The 25,078-nt window shown below is 45.1% G+C and carries 29 protein-coding genes, 1 tRNA gene and 1 riboswitch; of the genes, 13 read left to right on the forward strand and 17 right to left on the reverse strand.

Annotated features, from left to right (window positions below):
- Window positions 1-4 precede the first annotated feature (4 nt).
- Window positions 5-787: an AraC family transcriptional regulator gene (locus tag QFZ78_RS14110; RefSeq protein WP_307548371.1), complete on the reverse strand. Its 783-nt coding sequence runs from the start codon at window positions 785-787 to the stop codon at window positions 5-7.
- Window positions 788-910: 123 nt separating this feature from the next.
- Here QFZ78_RS14110 and QFZ78_RS14115 point away from each other — a divergent pair, with 123 nt between their 5' ends.
- The 4 genes from QFZ78_RS14115 to QFZ78_RS14130 all read left to right on the forward strand — a co-directional run bounded on the left by QFZ78_RS14115 (window position 911) and on the right by QFZ78_RS14130 (window position 5,052).
- Entirely contained in the window at window positions 911-3,160 is a 2,250-nt protein-coding gene (locus QFZ78_RS14115) for an FAD-dependent oxidoreductase (RefSeq protein ID WP_307548372.1), read from the forward strand.
- Between the two features lie 80 nt (window positions 3,161-3,240).
- A riboswitch (ZMP/ZTP riboswitch) is annotated at window positions 3,241-3,320 on the forward strand.
- A 62-nt stretch (window positions 3,321-3,382) separates the two neighbouring features.
- On the forward strand, window positions 3,383-4,234 hold the full coding sequence (locus QFZ78_RS14120) for a bifunctional 5,10-methylenetetrahydrofolate dehydrogenase/5,10-methenyltetrahydrofolate cyclohydrolase (RefSeq protein WP_307548373.1): 852 nt from the start codon (window positions 3,383-3,385) through the stop codon (window positions 4,232-4,234).
- A gap of 126 nt (window positions 4,235-4,360) precedes the next feature.
- The gene (locus tag QFZ78_RS14125; RefSeq protein ID WP_171690084.1) at window positions 4,361-4,540 is read left to right on the forward strand and encodes a hypothetical protein; all 180 of its coding nucleotides are present in this window, start codon (window positions 4,361-4,363) and stop codon (window positions 4,538-4,540) included.
- A gap of 311 nt (window positions 4,541-4,851) precedes the next feature.
- Window positions 4,852-5,052, forward strand: a complete 201-nt coding sequence (locus QFZ78_RS14130; RefSeq protein WP_173185512.1) for a DUF2524 domain-containing protein — start codon at window positions 4,852-4,854, stop codon at window positions 5,050-5,052.
- A gap of 38 nt (window positions 5,053-5,090) precedes the next feature.
- On the opposite strand, the gene QFZ78_RS14135 is transcribed toward QFZ78_RS14130, so the two are convergent.
- From QFZ78_RS14135 to QFZ78_RS14165, 7 genes are all read right to left on the reverse strand, one after another.
- Window positions 5,091-5,300, reverse strand: coding sequence for a hypothetical protein (locus tag QFZ78_RS14135; protein ID WP_029199363.1), 210 nt, complete (start codon window positions 5,298-5,300; stop codon window positions 5,091-5,093).
- Between the two features lie 102 nt (window positions 5,301-5,402).
- A complete protein-coding gene (locus QFZ78_RS14140; RefSeq protein WP_307548375.1) occupies window positions 5,403-6,278 on the reverse strand; it encodes a M14 family metallopeptidase in 876 nt (291 codons plus the stop codon).
- 160 nt (window positions 6,279-6,438) lie between these two features.
- Entirely contained in the window at window positions 6,439-7,248 is an 810-nt protein-coding gene (gene racE / locus QFZ78_RS14145) for a glutamate racemase (protein WP_307548377.1), read from the reverse strand.
- A gap of 117 nt (window positions 7,249-7,365) precedes the next feature.
- Window positions 7,366-8,352 (reverse strand): polysaccharide deacetylase family protein, encoded by a 987-nt coding sequence (locus QFZ78_RS14150; protein ID WP_307548379.1) that lies wholly within the window; start codon window positions 8,350-8,352, stop codon window positions 7,366-7,368.
- An 87-nt stretch (window positions 8,353-8,439) separates the two neighbouring features.
- The gene (locus QFZ78_RS14155; protein ID WP_307548381.1) at window positions 8,440-8,859 is read right to left on the reverse strand and encodes a disulfide oxidoreductase; all 420 of its coding nucleotides are present in this window, start codon (window positions 8,857-8,859) and stop codon (window positions 8,440-8,442) included.
- 108 nt (window positions 8,860-8,967) lie between these two features.
- The gene (locus QFZ78_RS14160) at window positions 8,968-10,131 is read right to left on the reverse strand and encodes a glucose 1-dehydrogenase (protein ID WP_307548384.1); all 1,164 of its coding nucleotides are present in this window, start codon (window positions 10,129-10,131) and stop codon (window positions 8,968-8,970) included.
- Between the two features lie 18 nt (window positions 10,132-10,149).
- Window positions 10,150-12,186 carry a glycoside hydrolase family 15 protein gene (locus QFZ78_RS14165; RefSeq protein WP_307548386.1) on the reverse strand — a complete coding sequence of 679 codons (2,037 nt, stop codon included), beginning with the start codon at window positions 12,184-12,186 and terminating at the stop codon, window positions 10,150-10,152.
- Window positions 12,187-12,358: 172 nt separating this feature from the next.
- Here QFZ78_RS14165 and QFZ78_RS14170 point away from each other — a divergent pair, with 172 nt between their 5' ends.
- Both QFZ78_RS14170 and QFZ78_RS14175 read left to right on the forward strand, forming a co-directional pair.
- Window positions 12,359-13,018 carry a helix-turn-helix domain-containing protein gene (locus QFZ78_RS14170; RefSeq protein WP_307548388.1) on the forward strand — a complete coding sequence of 220 codons (660 nt, stop codon included), beginning with the start codon at window positions 12,359-12,361 and terminating at the stop codon, window positions 13,016-13,018.
- 122 nt (window positions 13,019-13,140) lie between these two features.
- On the forward strand, window positions 13,141-14,256 hold the full coding sequence (locus QFZ78_RS14175) for a phosphodiester glycosidase family protein (protein WP_373460014.1): 1,116 nt from the start codon (window positions 13,141-13,143) through the stop codon (window positions 14,254-14,256).
- Between the two features lie 48 nt (window positions 14,257-14,304).
- On the opposite strand, the gene QFZ78_RS14180 is transcribed toward QFZ78_RS14175, so the two are convergent.
- Both QFZ78_RS14180 and QFZ78_RS14185 read right to left on the reverse strand, forming a co-directional pair.
- Window positions 14,305-14,676, reverse strand: a complete 372-nt coding sequence (locus QFZ78_RS14180; RefSeq protein ID WP_307548389.1) for a YtxH domain-containing protein — start codon at window positions 14,674-14,676, stop codon at window positions 14,305-14,307.
- Between the two features lie 14 nt (window positions 14,677-14,690).
- The gene (locus QFZ78_RS14185) at window positions 14,691-15,137 is read right to left on the reverse strand and encodes a DUF948 domain-containing protein (RefSeq protein WP_307548390.1); all 447 of its coding nucleotides are present in this window, start codon (window positions 15,135-15,137) and stop codon (window positions 14,691-14,693) included.
- A gap of 169 nt (window positions 15,138-15,306) precedes the next feature.
- Between QFZ78_RS14185 and QFZ78_RS14190 the strand changes: the two genes are divergently transcribed.
- The gene (locus tag QFZ78_RS14190; protein ID WP_307548392.1) at window positions 15,307-15,939 is read left to right on the forward strand and encodes a bifunctional 4-hydroxy-2-oxoglutarate aldolase/2-dehydro-3-deoxy-phosphogluconate aldolase; all 633 of its coding nucleotides are present in this window, start codon (window positions 15,307-15,309) and stop codon (window positions 15,937-15,939) included.
- Window positions 15,940-15,982: 43 nt separating this feature from the next.
- Here QFZ78_RS14190 and QFZ78_RS14195 read toward each other — a convergent pair whose 3' ends face one another.
- The gene (locus tag QFZ78_RS14195) at window positions 15,983-16,615 is read right to left on the reverse strand and encodes a helix-turn-helix transcriptional regulator (protein WP_307548394.1); all 633 of its coding nucleotides are present in this window, start codon (window positions 16,613-16,615) and stop codon (window positions 15,983-15,985) included.
- Between the two features lie 84 nt (window positions 16,616-16,699).
- Entirely contained in the window at window positions 16,700-17,131 is a 432-nt protein-coding gene (locus QFZ78_RS14200) for a DUF86 domain-containing protein (protein WP_307548396.1), read from the reverse strand.
- A 272-nt stretch (window positions 17,132-17,403) separates the two neighbouring features.
- Between QFZ78_RS14200 and QFZ78_RS14205 the strand changes: the two genes are divergently transcribed.
- Window positions 17,404-18,456 carry an acyltransferase gene (locus tag QFZ78_RS14205; RefSeq protein ID WP_307548398.1) on the forward strand — a complete coding sequence of 351 codons (1,053 nt, stop codon included), beginning with the start codon at window positions 17,404-17,406 and terminating at the stop codon, window positions 18,454-18,456.
- Window positions 18,457-18,469: 13 nt separating this feature from the next.
- Here the strand turns inward: QFZ78_RS14205 and QFZ78_RS14210 are convergent, their stop codons facing one another.
- Window positions 18,470-19,135, reverse strand: coding sequence for a tetratricopeptide repeat protein (locus tag QFZ78_RS14210; protein ID WP_307548400.1), 666 nt, complete (start codon window positions 19,133-19,135; stop codon window positions 18,470-18,472).
- A gap of 222 nt (window positions 19,136-19,357) precedes the next feature.
- Between QFZ78_RS14210 and QFZ78_RS14215 the strand changes: the two genes are divergently transcribed.
- A complete protein-coding gene (locus tag QFZ78_RS14215; protein WP_307548401.1) occupies window positions 19,358-19,618 on the forward strand; it encodes a hypothetical protein in 261 nt (86 codons plus the stop codon).
- Window positions 19,619-19,636: 18 nt separating this feature from the next.
- On the opposite strand, the gene QFZ78_RS14220 is transcribed toward QFZ78_RS14215, so the two are convergent.
- Together QFZ78_RS14220 and QFZ78_RS14225 are read right to left on the reverse strand one after the other, a co-directional pair.
- Window positions 19,637-20,038, reverse strand: a complete 402-nt coding sequence (locus QFZ78_RS14220; protein WP_307548402.1) for a hypothetical protein — start codon at window positions 20,036-20,038, stop codon at window positions 19,637-19,639.
- A 60-nt stretch (window positions 20,039-20,098) separates the two neighbouring features.
- The gene (locus QFZ78_RS14225; RefSeq protein WP_307548405.1) at window positions 20,099-21,925 is read right to left on the reverse strand and encodes an SgrR family transcriptional regulator; all 1,827 of its coding nucleotides are present in this window, start codon (window positions 21,923-21,925) and stop codon (window positions 20,099-20,101) included.
- Between the two features lie 114 nt (window positions 21,926-22,039).
- Between QFZ78_RS14225 and QFZ78_RS14230 the strand changes: the two genes are divergently transcribed.
- Window positions 22,040-22,189 carry a hypothetical protein gene (locus tag QFZ78_RS14230; RefSeq protein ID WP_307548407.1) on the forward strand — a complete coding sequence of 50 codons (150 nt, stop codon included), beginning with the start codon at window positions 22,040-22,042 and terminating at the stop codon, window positions 22,187-22,189.
- Here the strand turns inward: QFZ78_RS14230 and QFZ78_RS14235 are convergent.
- On the reverse strand, window positions 22,167-22,682 hold the full coding sequence (locus QFZ78_RS14235; protein ID WP_307548409.1) for a VanZ family protein: 516 nt from the start codon (window positions 22,680-22,682) through the stop codon (window positions 22,167-22,169). The genes QFZ78_RS14230 and QFZ78_RS14235 overlap by 23 nt on opposite strands.
- Before the next feature lie 16 nt (window positions 22,683-22,698).
- Window positions 22,699-22,986, reverse strand: coding sequence for a hypothetical protein (locus QFZ78_RS14240; protein ID WP_171690102.1), 288 nt, complete (start codon window positions 22,984-22,986; stop codon window positions 22,699-22,701).
- A gap of 210 nt (window positions 22,987-23,196) precedes the next feature.
- Here QFZ78_RS14240 and QFZ78_RS14245 point away from each other — a divergent pair.
- The 3 genes from QFZ78_RS14245 (at window position 23,197) to QFZ78_RS14250 (ending at window position 25,008) form a co-directional block, all read left to right on the forward strand.
- Window positions 23,197-23,269: transfer RNA gene (locus QFZ78_RS14245), tRNA-Ala, on the forward strand.
- 969 nt (window positions 23,270-24,238) lie between these two features.
- Complete coding sequence (locus QFZ78_RS38570) at window positions 24,239-24,712, forward strand: CBO0543 family protein (RefSeq protein ID WP_373461121.1); 474 nt, start codon at window positions 24,239-24,241, stop codon at window positions 24,710-24,712.
- Between the two features lie 74 nt (window positions 24,713-24,786).
- Window positions 24,787-25,008 (forward strand): hypothetical protein, encoded by a 222-nt coding sequence (locus tag QFZ78_RS14250; RefSeq protein WP_307548411.1) that lies wholly within the window; start codon window positions 24,787-24,789, stop codon window positions 25,006-25,008.
- Window positions 25,009-25,078 lie beyond the last annotated feature (70 nt).

The raw sequence follows: 25,078 nt of genomic DNA on the forward strand, positions 1-25,078 counted from the left end.
TTTTTTATACGCGATGCCTGCTTCGGTAGATCGATGGAGCCATGCCCATTTTTTGCGTAAAAACGCGGCTCAAATAAAAACCGTTTTCGAATCCGCATTTCGCGGCAATCGCATCCAAAGTAAGCGTTGATTCCTCCAGCAAATGCCGAGCCCTTGTGAGACGCATCTCATTCAAAAACTCAGAAGGTGTTTGCCCGAACGCCCTGCGAAACTTACGGGTGAATTGTACGGGGGTTAGTCCCAGCGTTACAGCCAAATCCAATAGGGATAGGCTTGCATAAGCATATTCTGTCATGTATCTCCGGGCCTTCTCCATCAACAAGTCGACTTCTGTGGAAGGGTCATCTTTGCGATCTCGCTCCATTTTGACCAAACGTAATAAATCGTTCACCATGTGCTGTTTATGCAGCGTGCTCTCTTCATCCCAGCCGGGAAGCTGTCTCAAATATCGATAATTGGAAGATAAACGATCTGTATCGTTAATCGTCAATTTCCCTTTCCAGAAGGCTATATCACCTAAACTAGGTTTAGACAACCATACAAACTGCAGGAAGTGAAAGGACAGGGGTTCAAGTGTTTTCCTCTGAAACACGGTATGGGGTGGACAGATGACAAAGTCTCCGAACGCCGCTTCGCCTTTCTGCTCCCCAACTCGATAGAAGAATCTGCCGTCTTCTACGGCAAATATCGTCCAACAAGGATACTCATCTTCTTCTAGCATAAACGCCACTTTACGGTGCCAATAGACATGGGAGATGAGCTTAATAGTTACATCACGAAAAGGCACTTTTTCACCCCTTCCACATTGAAATAAAGTATATGTCCATTGTAACTGTCTGCATGTTAAATGAGAATAGGATATTTTACAATGAAATTAAAGATATCCTATGAACTAGTGAGGTGCTAAGTTATGAAGCATGAAATCGTTTTATCAGACATAACCGTAGTCGGCGGAGGATTAGCAGGTGTTTGCGCGGCAATCGCTGCAGCTCGATTAGGCCAAAGCGTCTCTCTCGTCCAAAATCGTCCTGTCCTTGGCGGCAATGCCAGCAGCGAAATTCGCGTCTGGGTTTGTGGTGCTACCTCCCACGGTATTCATCGAAATGCTAGAGAAACCGGTATCATGGGTGAACTATTTGTGGAGAACCAGTACCGCAATATCGATGGAAACCCTTATATCTGGGACCTGATCGTACTGGAAAAAGTCAAAGCAGAGAAGAATATCACGTTGTTCTTGAACACGGATGTCCATGAAGTCCACGCTGATGGTGACGAGACAAGTCGAACGATTCGTTCTGTCACAGGCTGGATGATGGGATCTGAACGACGTATTCGTTTTGACAGTCGTGTTTACCTCGATTGTACAGGCGACGGGTTAGTCGGTTTCCTCGCAGGTGCGAAGTATCGTATTGGGCGTGAAGCCCAAGAGGAGTTTAATGAGGAATGGGCACCACTTGTCGCGGACGATATTACACTTGGAAGCACCCTGTTGTTCTATACAAAAGACGCAGGTCGCCCGGTCAAATATATCGCACCAAGCTTCGCGAAAGACATCACACAAACCACTATTCCTATGAAACGCGTCATTCGCAGCGGAGATAATGGCTGCGCTTATTGGTGGATTGAATGGGGCGGTGAGCATGATGTTGTTCATGAAAATGAGCGAATCCGGGATGAGCTGTCCTCTGTCATCTATGGTATATGGGATTATATCAAAAATTCCGGTAAATTCGAGAGTGAAAACCTGACGCTCGAATGGATCGGCTCCATTCCGGGGAAACGGGAATATCGTCGTTTCGTGGGGGACTACGTGCTCAACCAGAACGATATCATCGCCCAGGAGCTGTTTGAAGACCGTGTCGCTTTCGGTGGCTGGTCGATCGACTTACATCCACCGCAAGGGATGTATGCCACAGCCAAAGGATCTAAGCACATGCATATAGACGGCAATTATCATATCCCGTTCCGTTCCCTCTACTCCGTCAACGTGACGAATATGCTGATGGCGGGACGCAACATCAGCGCGTCCCACGTAGCCTTTGGCACGACTCGCGTCATGGCGACATGTGCCGTCATAGGCGAAGCCGCGGGCACAGGAGCCGCGCTATGTGCGGCAAAGGGCATCTCCCCCCGCGAGCTGCACAGCAGCCACTTAAGCGAGCTTCAGCAGACGCTGCTTCGACAAGATGCAGCCGTCCTCGGTCTGAAGAACGCGGATGCGGCCGACCTCGTGCTCCGCGCTGAGATGACCGCGTCCAGCACCATGACGCGACTTGCACTCGAGCAATCTGCGTCGGTGCTGCCGCTGATCGCGCATGTGGCGCTGCTCGTGCCCGTAGATCCGTTCATTGACGGCATCGAGCTGCTGCTGGATGCTTCGGAGGCTACGGAGCTGACAGTCGAGCTCTGGAGCACTGGGAAGCCGCAGAACTACGTCCCACACACACAGGTGACGTCTATTCAAGTTGCAGTGGCTGAGGGTTCTCAACAGTGGGTAAAGGCAGCCCTTTCTTGGCGTCCTGAAACCGCTCAGAATGCTTTTATCATTCTCAGAAGCAACCCGGTGCTTTCCGTTCATCTATCCGCCAAGCCTCAGACAGGCGTGCTGTCCTTCAAACATGATGCTGCATCAGAAGACACCGTAGATTTCGGTGATATGCATCATCATCAGCCGGTCATTGATTGGAGCGCTAAAGCATTCAATCGGAAGCCAATCTGCTTCCGTCTGCTCTCTCCTACATCCGCATTCACAGCCGATAAAGCCGCCGATGGGTATAAGCGTCCTTACGGAGGCCCACATCTGTGGTCGTCGGCTGGCTTGGATGCCTCCCAGCCAGAATGGCTTGAAGTCAGTTGGCCGGAGGCTGTGCGGATTCAGAGCGTACATCTCACTTTCAATGATGACGTGAACGAAGATTTAATTAATTTGCATCATCATCGGACGGAATTCGAGATCCTTCCTGAACTGGTCAAAGACTACAAACTTCAGGCCTTCATCGGCGGTGACTGGACTACAGTGGCTGAAGGGCTCGATAATCATACGCGCAAACATGTTCATCTTTTACCGGAAGCTGTGACGACGGATCGACTTCGTGTGGTCGTTGAAGCGACGAATGGGACGGAACGGGCAGAGATTGTTGAAATTCGTTGTTATGGTTAATCGAAGGCAATCAACAACAGCCATAAATCATTCTAAGAGTTGCATATTCTATAACCTGCAATTATGATAAGATCAATTAAAAGTTGATGTGTGACTGGCGAAGCATGGATACCCATGAGGAAGCACATTGATGTTACAGCCGTACGCCTGGGCAGAGGTAAGGGGGAATCATCCCCCTTACCTCTTTGTGTTTTTACAAACAAATGAAGGGTTGAGGGTAAAATGAATTCAGAAAAATTAATTTTGGATGGTACACGCGTTGCGAAAAGCATCAAAGAAACGTTAGTCGAAAAAATCAACCAACTGTCTGCAAGAGGTATCCAGCCATGTTTAGCTGCGATTCTTGTTGGCGATGACCCTTCTTCCGAAACCTATGTACGTATGAAAAGCAGTGCATGCAAGCGGCTAGGCATTGATTCCAGACGAATCCACCTAAATAAAGCAACGACAACAGAGGAGCTTATTGCCGTTATCCAACAATTAAACGCGGACCCTCAGGTCCATGGTATTTTATTGCAGCATCCGGTTCCACACCATATTGACGAAAGAGCCGCGTTTGAAGCTATTCAGATCGAAAAAGATGTGGATGGTGTCACCATACAGGGCTTTGCTCAAAATGCTTTTGGAATGGCCAGCTTTCCATCGTGTACCCCAGCCGCCATTCTAGCTATTCTTGATTATTATCAGATTCCAATTGAAGGCAAGCACGCGGTAATCGTTGGTCGGAGTCCTATTCTAGGTAAACCCGTATCACTTATGCTGCTGAATAGAGACGCAACCGTAACCATTTGCCATTCAAAAACAAGTAATCTCCCCCTCATCATCGGATTAGCTGATATTGTCGTTGCAGCCGTTGGTAAACCTGCATTTATTCAAGGAGCATGGATGAAGGAAGGTGCTGTCGTTTTAGATGCTGGATATAATGCTGGTAATATTGGCGATGTCGATTTCGATGCTTGTCACAAAAAGGCCAGCGCAATTACCCCTGTCCCTGCTGGAATAGGCCCGGTGACCATCGCAATGCTGCTCAAACACACCGTCCTTGCTGCCGAAAAAAGTAAAATGATTACTTGAGTTTCCGACATTCTTTTTTCTAAAATAGGTCTTAATAACCCTTGCTTAACCTCACATGGTATGTTATATTAAAAGTGCATCAAATCAAGGTTTCCACTTCAAAAAGTTGACATAGGAGTGATACAAATGGGCAACAATTCCGTACAAATCCCGCAAGGTGAAGAATTGATTCGTGTAGAAATGACGGTTAAGGAAGCGCTTGCATTGACAGGCACTAAATTTAACCAAAACCACAAATTAGAGACAGATGCGATCAAGAAGGTTAAACAATCCTTAGAAGATAAATTGCTGACACCGAACCATTAATCCATACTCACTCACCGCATATAGCCCTGACGAGCGATTTCAAATCGCTCGCAGGGCTTTTTTCATTAGATCCCTCATCCCTCAATGGCCTTGGTCGAGGATTTCTCGTTTTTATCGTATCAAATTCAGCCGAATGCTTATAATAATCACGCACCGCTCAAAATCCTACATCATAAGGAGTGAACAACCAAATGTCAGAAGATCATAAGCAGCAAGGGCACGCCAGACAAAACACAACGACACGAACACAAGATCAAAGCAGTAACAAGAAAGGTAAGAAATAACGCTATTCCACATCAGGAGGCCGATATATGCTCGATCAGTTAGAAAGCAATTATGACTGTGCGAATGCGGGCTCTGACCTGCATAGTTTAAAACAAGAACTTGAACAATTCCAAGGGCAAGCAGCCTCTTCAGACAAAGAACAAGAAGAGCATCGGAATCGACTTGAGAATCAAATACGTTTTATTGAAAATAAGTGTTCCATCCCAAGCGAACATATCCCGAAATGAAGAAAGTCCACGCCTTTTGAGGGGCGTGGACTTTTGCATTAGTTGACTTTCCTTCTTGTCAAAATACACGGAACACCTTTACCGACGGCTCCTGGTTCAGACATCATGGCCAAATACCGAAGTCCTCTTGTGCACGGTGTCTTACAAACCGCACACGTGGACGATTCCACAAGCCTCATCGTGTATTGCACTCTGGATGAAAGTTCTTTCTTCTTGGATGCCTTGCCCTTCCCTTTAGGTGGTGCCATATCCACGCCTCCCAACTGTTTCCTTACTTCAGTATATGAAGTCTGGGCGGAACGGTTCTTGGGAAGCATGCTCAAGTTCGTTATACTTGTCTATGACAAATTTTAAAATTCCATCGCCGTCAATAGGATCGGAACCAATTCCTCATAGAGTGCAGCGAAAGATTCCACGGGCAATGGATTTACCCCAAATCCTACTTCAACGGTAAAGCCGGGTCTACGAAATTGTTGGATGAACCAGTCTTTGTAACCCGCGTCACTATCCGTCAGTTTAACAGCCTGATAGCTGCTGACTAGGGCTAATCGCTCGGCAAATGCCTCAGACTCCGATGGCTCATAGTCGCGATAATTCCAATAAATCTCCCTACCCTGGGTATGCAGCGCCACCACAAGCTCAAAATCATGTCTTTCTGTAAATTGAGCTAAAGCTGCTGCCTCCGGCTCCGTTAACGGTGCCTCTCCACTGTAATCGCGCTCACCAGGTCCAGCCTTCTCTCTACGCATTGCCTCTTCTTCCCAATGTGCAGGGAACTGGTCATTGAGATCAACACCGTGAATATTGGCCTTCCAATTTCTGAAATCCAGCGATCCTCCATTCCAATTCAACAGCGGATCTCGGAAAGGATGTTCTTCGGTAACGCCAGACAGTACAAGTTCCACGCCATCAGGATTCACCATGGGTACAACCCAAAGTGAATACTCCGATAGTAGACGTCTAATGTTGCTGCCATGCCATGCCGTCCCTCTTGCGTAGGAGCAAGCAAGGTCTTCCACGAATTGCATGAGTAACGGTGTCGTTATCCATTCATTCGCATGCAGCGCTGCATTGAAATGAATCTCTTTCGTACCTTGACCAATTCGCAAAGCTGGTATGCTTTTCCCCATCACACTTTCGCCTATCTCTTCTACATGAAGAAAAGGATATATCTTGCAGAGCCGATTCAGTTCTTCACAAAGTGTCCAATACCCGTATCCTAACACACGACCACCTCACAGCCCATTTACTTAGTTCGTATGGCTATGATTATGCCCGCAGGCTTCGAATCATGCGGATTCATGCGGAGATACCTTTAGCACGCTATACAACTTAGCTTCCTCTAAAAATGCAAATAGACCCTCATCAGGGTCTATTCGCATTCACTCATAAAATATTAGGCACCTGCCAAACGACAGGCGTTATTGAAATTTGCTCTTTCAGCCAATTCTGCGCAATTTGTTTAAATAATTCGGGCTCACCGCTGCAAAAAAATTGATGGATAGGAAGCTGCCCCGATGAGGCCAGCATGTCGCGGTGATAAAGGATCGTGCTGATCTCTCTTGCCGTTTCGTCTGCCGAAGAAATCAACGTCACATCCGGTCCCATGACACGAGAAATGGCCTCTACAAGGAAAGGGTAATGGGTGCAGCCTAGGATTAAGCAATCTATCGGTTTGCCGATTAGCTGTCTAAGCGATTGCTCGACAACCTCATTTGCACTCTCCGCACCGAAAAGCCCTTTTTCTACGAACGGCGCTAACAGTGGGCAAGCTTCGCTATATACTTGAATGTTCGGTGAAATCAACCTTAACGCATGGTCATATGCATGGCTGCGAATCGTTCCATCCGTACCGATAACTCCAATAATACCACTTCGCGTAGTTTTGATCGCGGCTCTCGCTCCAGGCGAAATAACGCCAATCACGGGAATGGACACCCGTTCACGAATATCTTCTATGGCCACTGCCGTTGCTGTATTACAAGCGATAATAATCATTTTAGGATTAAATTGAATTAAGTACTCGACAATTTGCCGAGTGAAGGTTCTTACTTCTCCAGCAGAGCGGGGACCATACGGACTTCGCGCTGTATCTCCGAAATAAATCACTTTTTCCTGCGGAAGCTGTCTCATTAGTTCTTTTACTACAGTTAATCCTCCGACTCCGGAGTCCAGTACGGCTATCGCTTGCTGCACACCTATCCGCTTCCTTTGCCGGTTAATGAATTACGTAACCACATGGATAGGATATGAGCGTACAAGCTGAAAGGTACCTAGGTGAAAGTATCAGATTTCTGGTCTGACACCTATTCTTTAGGAATGGAGTTCACTCACAATTCCGAATTCATAGCCTTTTTTCTTGATCTCTTTGCAAATACGGGCCAGTGCCTGCATATTTTCTAAAGATCCTTGATGCATCAAAATCACATTACCATCATGCAAATTATTCATAATGTCATTGTATGGATCCTCTGCCCCGTTGGCTCTCGGTTCCCAATCTCGCATAGCTGTAGACCAGAATACAGAAGTATAGCCCATGCTGGAAACTAAGTTCAAATTATGTAAATTGTAATGTCCATAAGGAAAGCGGAAATATTTCGCGACTTCTTTACCTGTAAGTTTTTTATATAACGCTTCGAAATCCGTAATTTCTTTGCGAATCTGATCATCCGTCATCTCATTAAAGTCGTTATGCGTCATCGTATGGTTGGCAACGAAATGACCATCCGCTACAACCTTTTTCAAATACTCAGGATTTTTCTTAATGTTATTGCCCGAAATAAAGAAATTCGCTTTCACATTGTTTTCTTTTAGTGATTTAAGCATGAGATCGACTTCTATTAAAGGACCTCCAGCATCGATCGTTAAATAAACCTTTTTGCCGGTCCCGATCCAAACTGCTTTCTGGTCCTCCGTTAAGGATTTTGTTTCTTTTGGAAAATCAGGAACTTGCCCCGTTTTCTTTTTCATGTAATACCAGGAATAAGGCACGCGATCGCCAGTCACTGACTTGGTTTTGGAATAATTACCTACCACTGCTGGCTTTGGTGTTGCGGTTGGTTCTGGGGCTGTTGTTGGCTTCGGTGTCTTACTGGGAACGGGTGTGGATTGAGGTTTAGGTATGGGTTTAACTGTTGATTTAGGCGTTGGAGTTGGAGTCGCCGCTGCAGTTGTTGTTGCTTGTGGCGTAGAGTTTTGGGCTTGACTCATGTCTGGGGATAATAGGCTTATGTCTGCACAACCGATCAATGTTGCGCTTAGAACGATCAGTAGTGCAGCACTTTTGGTAATTGGCTTCATCGTAGCACCTCGTTGTTAGAATGAATACTTACGTACTCATTTCGACAGCGCTAGACAATTTCCCTGCCTATTTTAGGTAAACGGTGTTTATTTCGTAGCTCGATACGTCATAAATTGAAGAATTGTGATGAGAATAAAAGCTGTGCCAGCAAGCATAGGAATCGTGATGAAGCCCAGCCAGTTCAAGTAATCGACATCACATGGAATAGGGCCGCAGCCTGTTGCTGATTCGTGAAATACACCCGATTGCAGCAGAACATGATAGATGGAAATACAAGCTCCCCAGATGGTCAGCGGCAGCACATAGATGGTTAATTTGTAGTCTCTGCGCACGGCTGCAATGCCTAATAGGATAACTAATGGATACATAAGAATACGTTGATACCAACATAATTTACAAGGAATAAAGTTCATTATCTCTGAGAAATACAGGCTTCCCAATGTGGCTATTAATGCAAGTAGCCATGATAGGTGCATCCCATTATCTCGCAACCATTTATTTGACATCAATGCTCGTCCTCCCCTTCCTTCTCATTATAAAAAAATTGTGAAAGGAAGTCTAACAAGAGCGAAAATGGCCAAGCAGTTATCAACAAGCCTGCTTGGCCATTTCCATTAAACGGAGAAGCTATATACCACTTCATTTGTTTGTTTCACGAGATCATCCCACTGTTCCACAGGTACAATATCCACAACAGCTTTGATCGGTATGTTGTTAAAATCCAGCTTTGGCACGTCTTCCAAAGTCATCCGATTCGTAACCAAGCGGTCGAGCCAGCCTGGAAACTGCTTCTCCATTTGCTGTAAACGGTAAATGGCAGTCTCAAAATCTTTGCGTGAAGCGTTAACCGAACCGATCACGCATTTATTCTCCAGCACCATGCTCTGATTGAGCATGTCAGATGAGATCTCCAGCTTACGGTCCGCTGGCGTGACACCCAGCAGCGCCAATACACCGTTCGGTGCCAGAACAGACATAGCCTCGAAAGCTAGAGGGCTGTAGCCTGTGCATTCGAGGATCAGATCTATCGGCTTGCCGAGACCATCGGCATAAGCAGTCATAGTTGCCGCGCTGCCGCTGTCAGCGCCGGCCTCCTTGTACACACCCCCGCTATCCTTCACAAGCTGCGCTTGTAGACTATCCTGCGGAGATCTGGACCAGACATACACATCTAGCCCCAGCAGGCGGCAGGTCATCGCAGCGAGCAAACCAAGCGGTCCAGATCCGAGTATGAGCGCAGTTCTCGGCTCCCAGATTAACCGCTGTTGGACACGCAGAACTTGGTCCCACACTTTCTCAACGATGCTCTGCGGCTCAACTAGTACCCCATGCTTCAGCAGTTCCTTCGGCACCTGAACCAAATATCGACCTTCCTCTAAATAATACTCGGAGAGGAAGCCGTGAGCCCCTTTAATGCCCCGTTCTACAAACTCACCGGTCTGACAAAAATCCGAATGACCATTGCGACAATTGACGCAGCTTTGATTTCTACAAGGCCGCCTTACAATGGCAGTTACGAGATCCCCAAGCTGGAATCCACTTTCCGCCCCAACTTCAGCCACAACCCCTAGCGACTCATGCCCCGTGGTCAAATCATCTTCACCTTCGGGAGGAACGCCGTATTTCTCCTGTAGAATTTCCTTGTCCGTGCCGTCAAGTCCAACTGCTAGCACCTTTACAATGACTTCCTGAGGGTGGGAAATCACGGGGTTCTTCACATCTTCAAGCTGAATAGTCGGGTTCCCCTGTCGAAGTTGCTTGACGCGAATAGCCTTCATTGCTTCCTCTCCTTCCAACTAATGAACGACGGGTTCCAGTACTTTATCCTCACTCGCATCAGCGGCTTGCTTCGTTCCCTTCGAGGTCAATAATTTTAATTTCGACAAATATTCTTGCGTCACCTTAATAAAGGAAGCATGTGACCATGTCAGTGGTGAAACAGACATAGGCTCTCCTGTGAAAGGATGCACTTGCTCAGCCATCACCCCTGAAGGCGAAGCATGTAGAATAGCCCAACGCATCAATTTTTCCGCTTCCAACAAGTCCTGAACGGTTTTGGCAGATGCCACCAGCCATTCTGCGTACCAAAGGGTACATATGAACCAAGGATTGCCAGGTACCTTAGCTACGTCATTGGTGACTTGATGATAATAGTCGTTCTCATAACGGGCGATACCGCCGATATCCGTATGTACCCACAATTTTTCTTTCAGAATCTTCATCGTTGCCACAATCCGCGGATCTTCAAGCTCAAACAAGCCGAAATCAAATAGTGCGTACATACTCATATCCAGCGTGTAATCCGGCACATACGTATTTTGTTCATAATTCCAATATAAAGCCCGCAAAAAACGATTCTGATCAGGTGCATACAGATGCTGATCAGCAGCCTTCTTCACTTGTCCTGCGATATCGGCATAGTAGATGGAGCGTACTTTATCCTGATGATATTCGGCAAAACGTGCTGCTGCTATAAGACCGGCATACACCGATGATACCGTGAAGGCTAGTACGCCATAACGCTCTTCCCAGAGATCGTAGGAAGGCAAAGGAAGTCCGGATGCATCGCGGTAACGAACAAGAAAGTCAGCTGCGGGCTTCACAAATTTCTCATAATCCTCACGTGAGTTCTCTATGGTTCCAGCCAGCTTGTGGTGATGCCATAACGTATACAGCACGAGAGCTGTCTCATCTTCTTGAATCGCAAGCTGCTTGTTCCCTCGACTATCCACCCAGGGATGCCAGCTCGAGCCTACCGAACTATCAGGGTTATACTTGTGCATGAGATAGCCCTCAGGAGTAAGCACCTTCTTACAGAAATCAAAAAATTTCCTAGATAATTCATAATAACCCGCCCGGTCTAGCGCATGTGACACCAAAGCGCCATCACGCGGCCACATGTACGAGTAGGTATCCTTGGCAAATTTCAAAATATCCGAATCATTCGCCGCAATGATGGCGCCTCGATTATCGACATTTGTTCTGGTAATCAACAAGCATCGCTTATAAAATGATTCCAAATCAGGCTTCAGCAGTGATAGCTGATGGGCATCTTGATTCACCCATTTCACCCAATGATCGTGAGTTCGTTGCAATAATGCTTGCGGGGTCGCTGTGCGAAGTAATCGCTCTAAACGCTCTACCTCCTGCTTCGTACGCCCAAAACAGATCCAGAACCAGGCTTCTTTCACGCTTTTTGGCGGTAGTTTCAACGTCAATTCAATCACACCATCAACGGATCCCTGGGCGATCGCATTTCCCCCTAAATGACCATCCTCCGCATCTCGCCATGTTCCTTCCAAACCGTGAATCCCTTTTTGTCCTGTTGCATAGCCGCTTGGCATTGCTTTCTCTGCGTCAGGAGACAAGCAAGATAGTGACATATAACGATGACCCTTATAAAATAAAAGGGAATTCAACTCAGGATCATAATAAATCGTGTCTCCGACGCCATTTCCATAGATTTGGAGATCCAAATGAAAATACAGTTTAATTTCTCTTTCCACATCAAAGCGGTTTTCTACCTTCACCTTGCGTAAAAAAACATTCTGCTGAACATCGACCCCATCACGAATAACGAAGCCGAGACCTAACCTTTCATGGGCGCAATCCGCGTTAGTAACAAGCGAATCTTCCAGATAATTGAGCTTTTTTGAAACCTCAGGATCGTCTATCCAGAAGAATCCTTCCGGACACCAAATGCCAAAATGTGAAAGATGATCGCTAGATTGATTCTCTTGACCTACTAAAGGGTAATACATGTCACGAATATTATAAGCAGCGTCGAAATTAATGAGTACATTCCCGTTTCCTATGGGTAAATCTCTTGCCATTCCATCAGCCTCTTTCCAAGATATTGCTACTAATTTACCAATTTGAGTGCTTAAATATGCACGCGGCTGTTCTTGGCTGGATTTTGAGGTAATTGGCACCAATTCGCGCCTTAAATATGTTCTTTTCAATCGAATTCATTTACAATTAAAACATATGGAGGGATACGTTATTATGAAACAATTAGAAGGATTCGGTAAATTTTTGGAAAGCTTGCGGGGCAAGATGTCTTTGCGTGAAGCGGCTCATAAAAGCGGACTTTCGCATGCCTACATCAGAGACCTTGAACTAGAGCGGAATCGTTCGACCAATGAGAAAATCAAACCCTCTCCTGTCACGCTGAAAAAGCTGTCGGATGCCTACAACTTTTCATATACAGAACTCATGGAGAAAGCAGGGTATCTCGAAAAAGAGGACGTCCATGCAACCAATGAGCAGGAGCTAGTCCCTATGTCGGATACCCTGTTTATTGAAGTCAGTACAAAGGAAATTACTTACCATACACGAATTGGCAAAGTTAGCCGAAGTGTGAATTCTTTACTGGATTTCAGTCATTTTCTAGATAAGCTTGAAGAACAAGGATTTAAGAAGATGGATACAGACTTATTCGTCAACCTAAATCATGTACAGAAATACATCGAAAAAGAAGGAAAACTCTATTTCGATCCTCTAGGAGTCAGCAAATTTGTCGTTATCGCTGCAATTCGTCAGAAGAAATACCATGATTTAATCGTCCGCAGCATAGCACGCAACACAGGAATGGGATTGGAGTTTCAATATGACCGTAACTCCGCAACGGATTCACTTTTCCAGTCTTTAAAGCGGCCTATTTAGGGAACAACTTACAAAAAAAGGAGAAAAGTTCATTCATTTATGAAACTTTTTCTCCTTTCTTTTCGTTTATTTATATGGATGGTTAGATTGATTTTTTGGCAGAGAGGATAGGTAAAGAATAAATGGCTGTACAACAAACCACCTCCCAGCAGTCTTCTCGTGTAACGAGAGTTAAACGCAAAAGATCGGCGGGAATGAGCTTTATCGTGTATGGGGTACTTGGGTTTACCTTACTTTCTGTAATGTCCTTATGTTGGTTTTTCCTTACTTCCTCAGGTTCAAATGTAAGATTAATGATGGCTGACACCTTGATTACAACCCAACACCGGGAGTGGGCCAAGTATTTGATAGGTTCTACAGAGTTACAGAAACGCGTGGAAGCCTATTGGAAACAATTCGACGAAATGGGCGATGAGAAAGATAAAGGATTCGTTGAAATTGATCATAACACCCCTCTTACCCCCGTTGTTGCCAAGAAAGATTTGGTCACAATTGAGCCGATTTCGGGATCAAATTTCAAAGGACAGCTCGTCACGATTTCGGATCCTAAGAAGCTTCGAATTGCTGTACCTGAGAAAGTAGGTAAAGGAGAGAAAGTCTCCTCTATGGTCAAAAGAACCGGAGCTATTCTCGGTATTAATGGCGGAGGATTCATCGATCCCAATTGGGAAGGAAACGGCTTCCAGCCTGAAGGAATTGTCATCTCCGGGGGCAAAATCTTTTATAATGACAAAGGCATGAACGGCACAGTGCAAGTCGTTGGTATTGATAAGGAAGGCCGCATGATTGCAGGCAAATACAAGGTTTCCGAACTTGTGGATATGGGCGTTCAGGAAGCTGTTTCGTTCAGTCCTCGCTTCATCGTGAATGGCGTTGGGCAGATCAAGAGCCAAGCCGATGGCTGGGGAATCGCTCCGCGGACCAGCATGGCGCAGACGAAGGACGGCTCCATTCTATTCGCTATCATCGATGGCAGGCAGAAACATAGCATAGGAGCGACACTGTATGATATACAGCAGATTTTTCTAGAGCATGGCGCTATAACGGCTGCGAATTTAGATGGCGGCGCCTCAACGGTACTTGTTCATAAGAATGAGATCATCAACAAGCCATCAAGTGAATACGGGGAACGTTACCTCCCTACAGCGTGGCTTCTCTTCGATCATCCGGAAACAGCGAACATCAAGAACGTTTGGGAAGGTTTAGATATTCGCAAAATTGATCCTTCCAAGTGGTAAAAGAAAAAGCAGAAAGCTCTATTCTCAGAGCTTCCTGCTTTTTTTGTTTTAACGATTTCCTAGAATAACCAAATCTTCCGCCGCCTCGCTTACTTCCTCAACCGGGGAGTCCAGTTCTTCGTCACTTTTGGTCTCTTTCCAGGAACGAACGGTATCCACTACATTAACGGCTGTGTCTTTTGCTTTTTCATATAGATCAGAAGTTGTTGTGCTCACTGTTTTCGCGACTTCTTGCGTTTTTTGACTTACGTTGTTTGCGATTTGCGCGGTTTTGTCGCTAACCACTTGGGCTTGCTCCGAAATATTACTTCTTAATTCACGGCCGGACTTCGGTGCAAACAGAAGCGCTGTTGCCGCTCCGAGTAAGCCTCCAACAACCGCACCGATGAGAAGATCTTTACCTTTTTTTTCATTGGACATGAGAAATCCACTCCTTAATTGTCTGATTTGGCACGTAGATAGGCTTGCCATCTTTGCCACAGCTCAAAACCCGTCGTTGCCCACTCCATGGCGTCTTGGATTCGCTTCTGGTGCGTATGTACAACCTTTTCCGCACCATGAATCGAGTCGTTCATCACACGTGAGGCTTTGCGAAGTGCAGAAGCGACATCCCCTATAGCAGCTCCAGCCTTCTCCACTGATTGGATACTCGGCTCTAATGTAAGTATCTGCATATGCACCTCTTCGGTGAGCAGCCCTACCTTCTTCATCAATTGCTCCGCTTGCTCTGCTGTCTCAGCTATGTTCATCTTAGCTTGAGCAGCAGTCTCGCCCAACTTGCCTAGTATCTGCACAATGGCAACCAACATGCGAATAGCAAAGCCGACGAGCACGATAAAAGCAACTGCTGAACTGAAGATACTTATCTCTATCCATGTCATGACGGGCACCTCCTGGGAGCTAAGCTGTGAGGTTGGATAACGGCTTCTAGACGAATGCCTATGATTTACTACAGTATAGGTAGGAGCAGCTTGTTTTGACACAAAAAAGCTGGAAAAATTTCTGAGACCTGTCATAATAAACTTAAACTAGAACACTTGGAGGATTAAGATGAACAGAGAGCAAGGACTTAAAGAAATCGAACGCACCCGTATCATTGCCATCGTTCGAGGTGTACAAGAAACCCATATTCTCTCTTTAGCTGACGCACTTCTTAAAGGTGGCATTACCGTCATGGAGGTCACACTCAATACACCAGGGGCTCTGCGTATGATTAGTGAGCTGCAGGACAAATCGGGTCAGCACATGTTTATTGGCGCTGGTACTGTACTAGATCTAGAAGATGCTAAGAAAGCAGTCCAAGCTGGTGCTTCGTTCTTGGTAACTCCGAATATGGATGAGGAAGTTATCCGCCACGCTAGTACGGAGGGGATTCCGATTTTCCCAGGCGCAATGACACCAACAGAAATCGTTAAAGCATGGAAGGCTGGCGCTACGGCCGTTAAAGTATTTCCGAGTGCGAGCTTAGGTCTCACATATATCAAAGAATTGATGGGTCCTTTAGACCAAATTCCACTGATTGCCGTCGGTGGGGTTACTGAAGAGAATATCAAACAATTCCTAAACATTGGTTGTTACGGATTAGGAATCGGTGGCTCCTTAATTAATCTCAAAGAAATCGAAGCCGGCCGCTTCGAGTGGATTACAGATAAAGCTGCCAGTCTTCTTGCTGCTTCGCGTTAGGACATACAAAAAAACCATCTCCCTCTGCATGTGAGGTTGATGGTTATTTATTTTGACTTATCATATAGACGCACTTGCTGGCACCCTTCGCTAAACACTCGGTTCGCTCCACGTTCGCGTCAAGTAAATTCCGAAACAAGGCTAATTCACACTGACAAGCTTGTGTAAATGTATTCGCCACCTGCGTAATCGGACAGTTATGTTCACTAAACATATACGCGTCCTCACCAAGCTGTGACCAGTCTACCATGTATCCATTCTCGTTCTGAATAAGCGCTAACTCAGCCACCCGTTCTTCCAAGCTTTTCTCGCTCATACGCGGTTGATACCGGGCTTCAAGCTTAGCTTGCCTGCCTTCAAAAAGACGTTCGATCTTCTCTTGACCTTCGCCTTCTAATAATTCATCTAGCAAATCGAGCGTCAATTGCATGTATTTCTTGGGAAATAATTCATCTGCTTGCGGAGCTAGTGTGTACACATTAGACGGTCTTCCCATGGCTTGCCTAACCAGCTTCGTTTCAAGCAGATCATCCTTCTCCAAGGAATGGATATGACGCCTGACAGCCATTTCCGTAATTCCGAGCTGTTTGGAAATATCATGGACACTTAGCGGTCCCTGAGTTTTGAGCATAGAAAGAATCACTTTACGCGTGGATGTCTCAAGTGCATGATTCACTCTCTCACCTACCTCGGACCTGTCATTTAAGTCTCATTTTACAGCATTGTTAACAATAAGTAAATTAAGAAACAACTATGTATGTTATTCCAATTCGCTCTTAATAAAAGCTCGAACACTCCCTGCAAATTCCTCGAAAGCAGCTGGAAGTTTCGGAATTAACGGATTCAATTCCTGGCGGTTCCAGTCAACATAATCCTGGACAAGAGGCTTCCTGAGCTTCACGAGCTGAAGCAGCGTCACTGTCAATGTTTCTGAATAAGCGCCTTCTCCGTGTACAATTTCCACGATATCCTCATAGCTGCTAGCATCTCTTAGTATAAAAGCATCGATCAGCAAGCTGCCTATATCTGTCACTGTTTCAATCGCTAAATGCAGCACACGTTCCTGCGCAAGCTGCCATACAAGATCATTAGTGCCTTCCGCCCACTGTGCTTCTAATTGCTTGCTAGCATCAGCTAAAGCGGCTAGAAACTGAATTCTTTGATTGATCTGTTCATGATTAATAAAATACATGGGGCTATCTCCGTCCTCTTTTTCGCCATTTCGTCCAAATCATCATTGCAAAAAAAGTAATAATAACCAGAAAAACTAACAATACAGCCTGCATGACGTATTCATAACTCACGTTCATTCACCCTCTTGACTCTCACTTGGTTCATTCTACTCTCAGTTTATCGCGGGTGCGGGGGAGCGTCAAGCCGAGTAAGATTCTCTTGGAAACCGTATTGTTCTCTCATTTCTTTCATGATAGAGTGAAAAAAGTGAAAAAAGGAGAGTCATAGATTATGTTATCCAGGCCCAAGCTTACCGAAATCGACATCTTACGCGCTATTGCGATCATCGCAGTCCTCATCATTCATAGTACTTCAAGCGCGACTCAGCTACCGTTAGGAACTGGGTCTCATACTGTATTTTTCATCCTCAACAAGGCCAGTTTATTCACCGTTCCATTGTTTATTTGGATCAGTGGTGTTGTCTTATTTTATACGTACTACGACCGCTGGGAGCCTGGAATGGCGCGGGTTTTCTGGACAAAACGGTTGCGAAAAATTTTGATTCCCTATGTCCTATGGTCACTTTTTTATTACCTATTCAATCAATTCCTATTTCATGGTAAGATTAGTTTTGACGTCGTACACGTAATCAAACTGCTTATCTCGGGAAATGCCAGCTATCATCTCTATTATATGGTCATTATTGTTCAGTTCTATCTCTTATTCCCCCTACTGATGACGGCTATTAGACGGTCTCATTGGTTTCGTCACGGTCAGATACCTATTGGTATCGGGGTTCAAGCAGCTGCCTACAGCTTTCATCATTGGGTGTATCCTCTTCCAGAATACGCCTCACTTTTTCTAAGCTATTCCGCCCTATTTGCTTTCGGCGCTTTCGTGGGCATTCATTATGCGGCGATTGTTGCTTGGTCAATCAGGTTTAAAAGTTGGATTTGGAGCATCATGCTTCTTGCAGGTGCCGCTTTTGTCGGGATGCTATTGCTCCATGAATACGGGCTCGCAGCTATCGAAAATTCATGGTTCGAGCTAGCACTTCTCCTATATTGTATGGCGATCCCGCTATGCTGTATCCATTGGGGTCGTAAGAGGCTGGAAAGCGGTTCACCGTACGGCACCGCGTTATCTGCCTTAGGCGGAGCTTCTTTCGGCATCTATCTCGTGCATCCCGCGCTACTGACGCTTTGGGATCGCATCGCGCCAGCGCAGGAGCAGCTCTGGCTGTACGATCTACACACGGTCGCGTCGATTCTCATCGGACTGTTTGGCTCTTGGCTGCTCGTGCGGCTGTATGCGAGCGCACGAAGAAAAGGTTCCGCCAACTGAGCGGAACCTTCTTTCATTTAAAGCGGGCTAATAGCGCCCATCGCCGCTGCTGTCTGCGGCTGTAACGCGGCAAGCCGCGGTAAATATCCAGCGCTTCGCGGTAAGCGCGCTTGGCGTCCTCTGCGCGGCCCAGCTGCTGGTACAGCTGGCCAAGACGGTAGTAAGCTTCAACCGACGAAGAATGCAGGTCTCGGAATTGCTCGATGAATTGCGCCGCTCTCTCTGGGGATGATGGAGCCAAAGCTTCACCAAGTCGTAAATAAGCCTCCCCAAATTTGACCCTTGGATTTAATTCTACCGCTTTGAGCATATAGCTTTCGCCTTTGATGAGATTCCCAAGCTTAAGGTGGCAAAGGCCAATCTCATAGTGGACGTCAGCGGATTCTTCCATAATAGGCAGGATTTGTTCCAAGTAGGGCAGCGCTTCGCTGAACTTTTTGCGCTCGATTAGAATCCTTGCCAACTCCAGCTTCGCAGACGTATTATGCGGATTAGCGTGCAAGTCAGTTCGCAGCCTAGATGATCTGCGGCCTAATTGAAATGGCTTGAATATATTTGGCGTTAACCCGATAAATCTTCTGTCCAGCACGTACAGGATAACTAATAAAATAAGAAGTGCAACAAACGGATTGCCAACAAGACGCCATAATAAACCAAAGGCAAGTATTTTGAGAAGCACGATAAACCCTCCTTCCGACTTCCTTATCCTACCATAATCTTCCTTGTCTGGTCATCCCTATTCAAAGAAAAAAGCACTCAGCACTCAGCTAAGCACTTCCACTATTTACTAATTATCACCTTACAAAACTCGCTGAACAGCTGCAATCATCTAAAAGGTGGATCACTCATTCGAGATTTTTTTGAAGCGGTGCTATAATGAAAAGAAAAAGGGAGTTTATCTATGAACGATCCACGTAAAGAAGTTTGGCATAAAAGAAAACAACTGGGAAGATCCAAGTATTTAATTCTGTTCGGCCTGCTCCCTTGGGGCATCGGACTCACGTTATTGTTTAGTGTCATCGAATTTCTTAGGCTTCAAGAGATCAATTGGGTCTGGGTACCGATTCGTCTACTCGTCTTCGTCTTCATTGGTTTCTTCGTGGCTAACGCACGCTGGCACGCCATGGAAAGCCGCTACGAACCATATTCTAGACGACCATAACGGTCGTTTATTTTTTTATTAATGTAAAAAGGTCTGATCTTCCACATCGTATGTATAAAAAAGCGAAGCGGTATGAGTACGTCGAAAATGCTCTTCCAGCTCTTTACGAATCGAACCAAACGATAGGATCTCTTTTATGAACGCCTCGCGCTCGCCCCACTCTTTATCATGCTCGTTGTTATTGAACAATTCCTCAGAAACATCTTTAAACGCCTCATGTAAATTGTTATCATACCAGTCGATTTCATTCGATGCGTCTTTGCGATACACATGTCTCATGTCAATATCGTTATCTTTCGTCGGTGTGAATTCAACTAGTAAAATCTCTTTTATGCCTTCGGCTTTAACTTCGATATCAGCGCACCGAACATCATTACGTTCCGTGAAGCGAACAATGTTCGCCTGTTTAATTTCCCTCATGTCATACCCTCCTAATGTTACCTTTCATAAGGAAGAGTATTTCCAGTTTTATAAGATTTATCAAACGCTTGGAGTGAACCATATTTTCCGAAAATCAACCCAACCCAAATCGTTAATGCTCACTCCCTTGATTGAGTCATGATACGTGGTTTGCTGAGAACGATGGAGCACGAACAGAAATGATTTCTCCTCCTGAAGTAATTCAATCAATTCGTTTAGCTTGCATATGCGCGCTTCTTGACTTGGATTTTGGAGAATTTGCTCGATTTCCGCATCAACCCAAGCCATTTGATCGCTATTTAAATGGGCGCGGACGTAGCTATTGCTTTGCTTAAGCGTCTGAATAATATGAAGATCATAATCGCTTTCCATACAAATGTGATAGAAGATGAGATCCGCTTCCTGAATCGTGTCCAGCCCCATCATATCTGACTTACTCCGGGTCGACAGTTCAATCCTAACTCCAACTTTGGAACACTGCTCACAGATCCATAACGCATCTTCGTTGTTGTTACTATAAATGTACATGTGAAGGGGCTCGCCGTTATAACCCATTTCATCAAGAAGACGCTTAGCCTCAACGAAATCAGTACGATAATCGGAGACCGCTCCTTTGGGATCCAACGTCGGTAGAAAACTGCTGGCAGGCGCTTCTCTGAAGCCTCCAAGCTCCTGAATCATTCGATCACGATCCATTATTAGGTCAATAGCTTTGCGGAAACGAGTATCCTGCTGAGGCCCTTTTTTATTCCGATTAAAAGTAAGCAAGCTGCAGCCGAGAATCGACTGCTCAATCTGATGCCATTCCGTATCTTTACCGACCGCACCAACAGGTTTACGGGAATTCGTATGGTCGCAAAGTACTTGCACCATATCCCAACTAGGGCCAACCTCAGATAATTCCTGCGGCAAAAGCCAAATTTCCACTTGATCCAGATGAGGCCTAACCCCAAAATATCCATCGAAAGCACGAAGTTTACAGATATAATCATCATTTCGTTCAAGCCTAAATGGTCCTGTCCCAATGGGCATACGTCCGAAGATTCCCTCGTTATCCCGACAAATATCCTCCGGCAGGATAGCCAACGAGGAATGAGATAACTGCTGCAAAAAGAGCACATTCGGCTGCATCAACTCGATAGCAATCGCGCTTCGATTCAGTACCGTCATATTCTCAATACTCTCGGTCATCCAACCTTGACATGCCGAAGGGCCAAGCTCCTTTAATCTCGAAAATGTGTAAAAAACATCATGCGCCGTCATCTCTCTGCCATGATGAAACAGCACGCCTTTTCGCAAATAGAACGTGTAATGTAAGCCATCCTCGCTAACTTCCCAATAATGCGCCAAATGAGGCTCGAAGATCGTTGTTTGCGGATTGTACACAACCAGCGTGTCAAAGATTTGATTAATGAGATGGCAGTCGAATGCATAAAAAGAGTGCGCCGGATCCAATGTTACCAACCATTTGTAGACCGGAAACCGTAGTGTGTCCTTATAACGCTCCTCAAGTTCGACTGCACGATAACCAAAAAAACTGAACAACCAATCGATGAAAGAGTCCTGCAGCGCCTCTCCTCTACCCAATTGATGTATCAGTTCAATCGTTCCTTTATAATCGCCTCGGCCCGCCAACTCCATCGCCTGCTTCGAAATCATATCCTCCGAGGAGACAAGAAACGTAATTTCGGAGACATTACCTCTTCCTCTTCCAGGCTTCCAATATACCCAGCCTTGCTCCATCATTTTTTTAAGCAAAATCTTAACATTACGCGTTGTACAATATAATCTATCTGCCAATTCATCTAACGTTATAGGCTGTGGTTCATGTTCTACCCCATGTTCAAAACTAGCTCGAAGCTCTAAGAAATGGGTCAAAAGCTGCATACTCAACATCCTTTCCATAAAAGGGGAAATAGTTAAAGAGAATTATACTCTTTTTGTTCCCCTTATTCTAGATGTAAACTAGATCTAACAGGAAAAGAAAGGAAGGTGAACCGTATGCAACCTACAGATCTATACGTATCCGAGAAGCTGATGCAATGGCAGCAGCAAGATTTGGAAAGCGAAGCTCGCGAGCATTGGAAATGGAAATCAGTTAAAAAAAGAAAAGTCTACATGCTTCTGACTAACTTATTCTTCTTCGTTTAATCCTAGTTCTTATCCAAAGAACCACTAGGACGAGGAGAACCGCCAGAAGTATACCCACGGCATCGACCGCAACATCAATCCCATGCCCCGTTCGACCCTTTACAAAAGTTTGATGCCATTCATCGGAAGCCGCATAAACGAATGAAATGATGGAGGAGGTGAGCAGTGCCATGATGACTTTTACAGGCTTCGCCAGCAGTGCTAAGGACCAGAGCAGGGCAAGGATAGCGAACTCGCTAACATGCCCTGCTTTTCTTATGAAAAACTCGATCGCACCGATGGGGTCTTGCCACGAGATCTTTTGGTCGTCATAGAAGAACTCCCAATGTGGGAATATGTTCATTAGTTCAACGCCCGCAAGTTTGGATTCCAATAACGGCCGCAAGCTCTGCTGCTGATACGATTCTGCCGACTTCAAAAAAATAAACGCCATCCAAAGGACGGCTGCAGACAAGAAAAAATAATAATAAAATTTCGAATATGGTTTCGACATGAGTGAATCATTCCCCTTAAGGATTCAATTTCTTACGAATGCTGAATAGAGCAAAAAATTCAATAACCATCAGATTTACTGCGGATACCCCATAAAAGGCCATCCCAAACATCATGCGGAACGGATCATCTGTCACCGACTTCCACCAAAACGCAGCAGCCAATGTCATAACAATATTCAAAGCTGTCGTTATCCAGAAAGAGAATCCCAATCGATTCGTTTTCCGCATTAACCACACACCGATAACAAACGGAATTACAAAAGCTGCACCTAAGAAAACCCAATACAACACCGCATTCGACACTCTCCGTCACTCCCACACGATCAACTGGTTTATTCTAATAGGTTAGCATGAATAACCGGCTGAAAACAACGTTTGCCACTCTTTGCAACAGAAACGTCAAATGGCTATGCATGGAAGAAAAACTATAGTAAAATTCTCCGACACAGGACTTGCTTGAGCTGAATAATTCATGTATAATACGAAAAGTCGACATTAATTGAACGACATTGAGGGGTCATAGCTCAGCTGGGAGAGCGCTTCGCTGGCAGCGAAGAGGTCAGGGGTTCGATCCCCCTTGATTCCATACACAAAAAAACGCGGTCCTTCGGGATCGCGTTTTTTTGTGTGGAATCGGGGGTGAGAACCCCCGAGGGTTCGCCCGCGCGGACGGAGCGTATGCGTAGGAGCACGGCGTTTGAATCTACTGCTAAGTTCGTCTGCGTCGAGTCTTCTTCGTCAGCCATTTAAATCAAGATTCATACATCCCCCTTGATTCCATACTAGAAAAAACGCGGTCCTTCGGGATCCTTCGGGATCGCGTTTTTTTGTGTGGAATCGGGGGTGAGAACCCCCGAGGGTTCGCCCGCGCGGACGGAGCGTATGCGTAGGAGCACGGCGTTTGAATCTACTGCTAAGTTCGTCTGCGTCGAGTCTTCTTCGTCAGCCATTTAAATCAAGATTCATACATCCCCCTTGATTCCATACTAGAAAAAACGCGGTTCTTCGGGATCGCGTTTTTTGTATGGATTTGGGGGTGAGAACCCCCGAGGGTTCGCCCGCGCGGACGGCTCTTTAAGATCTTTGCCCTTCTGCGAAATTCGAATCGGTTCTCAGAACGAAAATCATACTTCATTGAATTTTTCCAATGGAATCTACTTTCAGTCTCTGAAATTCGTGCTTCTATTGGAATAATCCAATGGAATTGACTTTTTGGCTGCCAAATCCCTACTTTCACTGGATTAATCCAATGGAAGCAGCAGGCAGACTTCGAAATTCACAAGTGGGAGCTGATATATGTATCTTCACCCACATCAATACCCTATGTCGGGCAAATTTCCCGTGCGGCTCTGGTCTACATCCATACTAATACTTTTAAAAAAACCATGAGACAATTTACATAAATGAAAGAGCTTTTCAAAGATTGTAAGTAACGCCATGTCGCTCAACATTTCAGTTCATTAATGTCTATCTACTACTTCTGAATTAAAGATTAAAACTCTTCACTTTTGACGATAATTCAAGTATTAAAATAACGGGACTGATAATTATGGATATGGTCATTCTATATTTAGCTTGGATTATTACTGTTCTTCTTCTTGTGATATTTATTAAACCGGAAAATTCGATCCAAGCACAAGTAAGCTTTTTATTCATGCAAATTCCCAGTTGGTTATTTGGTGCTTGGGTTGTCCAAAAAGGATTCATCGAATACCCTGTAGGATTTCTTAAGATGATTTACAAATCAAGTTTTACTTTTGAATATTTCGTTTTCCCTGCCGTAAGTGCCATTTTTAATGTTCATTTTCCTAAAGACAGATCATGGTTTGTTAAATCTATTTACATCCTTAGTTTTCCAACCGTTATTACAATAATTGAAGTCAATCTAGAAAAGTATACTCAACTGATTAAATACTTAAATTGGGCTTGGTATTGGAGCTTCATAAGCATAACCTTCACTCTATTAATTTCATACGGATACTATCTGTGGTTTTTCAAAAAAATAAAGAACATGTATGGTAATTCATAGATATAAAAAAATTCCTATTCACCTCTAATCAATTGTGATAGATTGATTTTATAACCAGTTGGAGGTATCTCATTTTGAATCCTGTCACCGAGAATTTCGTTAAGAAACATCATAAATATTTGTCCGATAACCCCAACGAATTAGAGAGTTTCGGCTCGATCTATGATCACATGCTATATTACTTAACCAGTATTCTGGGTATTGATGAGCAGCAAGCCTTGCAATGTATCCTTGATCTCAAAGCGGATATATCTTGTGATCTTCTTCCTCACATAGTTAAAAGTGAAATCATTTGAAAGCGGTTTAATTACCGATTCAATTGGATCCGATCCTAGTTACGAGCTTTTCACCAACCAACCAGATTAA

This window comes from Paenibacillus sp. V4I5, assembly GCF_030817255.1.
Taxonomy (GTDB): Bacteria; Bacillota; Bacilli; order Paenibacillales; family NBRC-103111; genus Paenibacillus_E.

What these genes read in the sequence shown, in the direction of transcription:
- QFZ78_RS14115 (WP_307548372.1), top strand. Translation starts at nt 911, where the DNA reads ATGAAGCATGAAATCGTTTTATCAGACATAACCGTAGTCGGCGGAGGA.
- QFZ78_RS14215 (WP_307548401.1), top strand. Translation starts at nt 19,358, where the DNA reads ATGAACGATCCACGTAAAGAAGTTTGGCATAAAAGAAAACAACTGGGA.
- QFZ78_RS14155 (WP_307548381.1), bottom strand. Translation starts at nt 8,859, where the DNA reads ATGTCAAATAAATGGTTGCGAGATAATGGGATGCACCTATCATGGCTA.
- QFZ78_RS14230 (WP_307548407.1), top strand. Translation starts at nt 22,040, where the DNA reads ATGCAACCTACAGATCTATACGTATCCGAGAAGCTGATGCAATGGCAG.
- QFZ78_RS14225 (WP_307548405.1), bottom strand. Translation starts at nt 21,925, where the DNA reads ATGCAGCTTTTGACCCATTTCTTAGAGCTTCGAGCTAGTTTTGAACAT.
- QFZ78_RS14170 (WP_307548388.1), top strand. Translation starts at nt 12,359, where the DNA reads ATGAAACAATTAGAAGGATTCGGTAAATTTTTGGAAAGCTTGCGGGGC.
- QFZ78_RS14125 (WP_171690084.1), top strand. Translation starts at nt 4,361, where the DNA reads ATGGGCAACAATTCCGTACAAATCCCGCAAGGTGAAGAATTGATTCGT.
- QFZ78_RS14200 (WP_307548396.1), bottom strand. Translation starts at nt 17,131, where the DNA reads ATGTATTTTATTAATCATGAACAGATCAATCAAAGAATTCAGTTTCTA.
- QFZ78_RS14160 (WP_307548384.1), bottom strand. Translation starts at nt 10,131, where the DNA reads ATGAAGGCTATTCGCGTCAAGCAACTTCGACAGGGGAACCCGACTATT.
- QFZ78_RS14135 (WP_029199363.1), bottom strand. Translation starts at nt 5,300, where the DNA reads ATGGCACCACCTAAAGGGAAGGGCAAGGCATCCAAGAAGAAAGAACTT.
- QFZ78_RS14120 (WP_307548373.1), top strand. Translation starts at nt 3,383, where the DNA reads ATGAATTCAGAAAAATTAATTTTGGATGGTACACGCGTTGCGAAAAGC.
- QFZ78_RS14165 (WP_307548386.1), bottom strand. Translation starts at nt 12,186, where the DNA reads ATGGCAAGAGATTTACCCATAGGAAACGGGAATGTACTCATTAATTTC.
- QFZ78_RS14180 (WP_307548389.1), bottom strand. Translation starts at nt 14,676, where the DNA reads ATGTCCAATGAAAAAAAAGGTAAAGATCTTCTCATCGGTGCGGTTGTT.
- QFZ78_RS14150 (WP_307548379.1), bottom strand. Translation starts at nt 8,352, where the DNA reads ATGAAGCCAATTACCAAAAGTGCTGCACTACTGATCGTTCTAAGCGCA.
- QFZ78_RS14220 (WP_307548402.1), bottom strand. Translation starts at nt 20,038, where the DNA reads ATGAGGGAAATTAAACAGGCGAACATTGTTCGCTTCACGGAACGTAAT.
- QFZ78_RS14130 (WP_173185512.1), top strand. Translation starts at nt 4,852, where the DNA reads ATGCTCGATCAGTTAGAAAGCAATTATGACTGTGCGAATGCGGGCTCT.
- QFZ78_RS14235 (WP_307548409.1), bottom strand. Translation starts at nt 22,682, where the DNA reads ATGTCGAAACCATATTCGAAATTTTATTATTATTTTTTCTTGTCTGCA.
- QFZ78_RS14205 (WP_307548398.1), top strand. Translation starts at nt 17,404, where the DNA reads ATGTTATCCAGGCCCAAGCTTACCGAAATCGACATCTTACGCGCTATT.
- QFZ78_RS14175 (WP_373460014.1), top strand. Translation starts at nt 13,141, where the DNA reads ATGGCTGTACAACAAACCACCTCCCAGCAGTCTTCTCGTGTAACGAGA.
- QFZ78_RS38570 (WP_373461121.1), top strand. Translation starts at nt 24,239, where the DNA reads ATGGTCATTCTATATTTAGCTTGGATTATTACTGTTCTTCTTCTTGTG.
- QFZ78_RS14190 (WP_307548392.1), top strand. Translation starts at nt 15,307, where the DNA reads ATGAACAGAGAGCAAGGACTTAAAGAAATCGAACGCACCCGTATCATT.
- QFZ78_RS14185 (WP_307548390.1), bottom strand. Translation starts at nt 15,137, where the DNA reads ATGACATGGATAGAGATAAGTATCTTCAGTTCAGCAGTTGCTTTTATC.